This window comes from Halorubrum sp. BV1 (genome assembly GCF_000746205.1).
GTDB lineage: Archaea > Halobacteriota > Halobacteria > Halobacteriales > Haloferacaceae > Halorubrum.
Map to the genome: position 1 here is coordinate 1 of NZ_JQKV01000025.1, position 1,579 is coordinate 1,579.

At 65.0% G+C, this 1,579-nt stretch carries 2 protein-coding genes; one reads left to right on the forward strand and one right to left on the reverse strand.

All coding sequences use genetic code 11. From position 1 onward, the window contains the following. Positions 1 to 669, reverse strand: a 669-nt coding sequence (locus EP28_RS11455) for a cytochrome b family protein (protein ID WP_049984147.1), incomplete at its 3' end; no start/stop codon positions are given. A 288-nt stretch (positions 670 to 957) separates the two neighbouring features. Here EP28_RS11455 and EP28_RS11460 point away from each other — a divergent pair. Next, the coding region (locus EP28_RS11460; protein ID WP_049984149.1) for a winged helix-turn-helix domain-containing protein at positions 958 to 1,579 on the forward strand (622 nt) is incomplete at its 3' end.

Below are 1,579 nucleotides of genomic sequence, written 5' to 3' on the forward strand. Positions count from 1 at the left end.
GAACGTCAGGTCGAACAGCAGCGTCGGCGACATGGGGACGAGGTTCTTCGCGGAGTACACCGCGATCGTGAACGCGAACACGGTGCCGCCAACGCCGATAGACGCCCAGAACGGCTGTTCGACGGGGCGTCTGGCGCTTCCCTTGTTCAGGAACGGGACGATCGCGATCGTTCCGACGACGACGACGTTCGCCAACACGCCGTAGGTCTTGTCGCTGATGACTTTCTCGCCACCTAAGGCGGCCAGATCAGGGTTCAGCGGCCCGAGTTTCAGGAGGCCGAACGACCAGTAGAGGTACCAGTCGGGCAGGATGACCGAGGGGGTCACACTCCGGTTTGCGGGGTCGCCGATGTGGGGCGGGAGCGTCGCCGCCAACAACAGGAGCATGCCGACGAAAAACGCCGCCAGTGCGAGGTTACGGACGAGCTCGTGCGGCCAGGCCGGGAAGCCGAGGACGTCGCGCTCGACGTACGTCGACGCCTCGCGGAGGTCCTGATCCTCACGGCGAGCACGCTCGAAGTACTCGTAGGTCAACCGGGGCAGCCCGGCGCGTCGGCGCTTGCGTTCGCCCCACGTCGGCGTCTCGTCGTCCGGGGAGACGATGTTCGCTCCGGCGCCGTCGGTTCGTGGTTCGTTGTCGGGTTGGTCGTCTGCTGTGGGCTCTGGCATCGCTTGGAGGGTGGTGATTGCGTTTCGAGCGCCATCACTCGCGGGCGCTCGAGTTGTGCATACAGCGGGAGCGTATCGACCGAGTGGAGGGCCGAATTGCGTGCTTGGTTCGAGGTCCGGTTCACTCCTACAGCCGCGGGGACCGTAAGGGCTCGCAGGAACGCGCTCCTGTTAACTATCGGATAAATCGTCGACAGACGCGATATACCCGAGCCGGGGTCGGGCCACCGCAGTTGGCGTCGTCGGATTCCAGAATACTGATTGGTACGCCGCTTGAAGCTTGACGGAATGTCTCCCGAACAACAGGTCCGGCAACGCCCGGCAGACGTGTTCGCCCTCCTCGCGAACGACATTCGGATGGATATCCTCCACACCCTCTGGGACGCCGCCCCCGAGTCCCTCTCGTTCTCCGAACTCCGCGGCCGGGTCGGCGTCGAAGACTCGGGCACGTTCAACTACCACCTCGATCAGCTGTGCCCCGAGTTCGTGACCAAGGACGGCGAGTGTTACACGCTCACGTACGCCGGCCGCCAGACCGTCGGAAGTGTCGTCTCCGGCCGGTTCAGCGGCGCCGAAGCGACCGATGTCGGCCCTCTTGCAGCAGGCGACTGCATGCACTGTGACGGTCCCGCAGAGGCGCGGTACGAGGACGGGGCCGTCGTCGTCGAGTGTCCGGCGTGTGCGGGGCTGATTATCAAGATGTCCGTGCCGCCGGTCGTCGTCGCGAACACCGATCCGTCCACCTTCCTGGAGGTGTTTAACAAGCACGTGCTGACACGGGCCGACCGTCTGAGCCGCGGGTTCTGCCCGCTCTGTCGCGGCCGCGTCGACGCCACGCTCACTGTCGAGTCCGACGCGGAGTCGATCACCCACCGATCGGCGTTGGACGTTCGATTCACGTGTCGCGAGT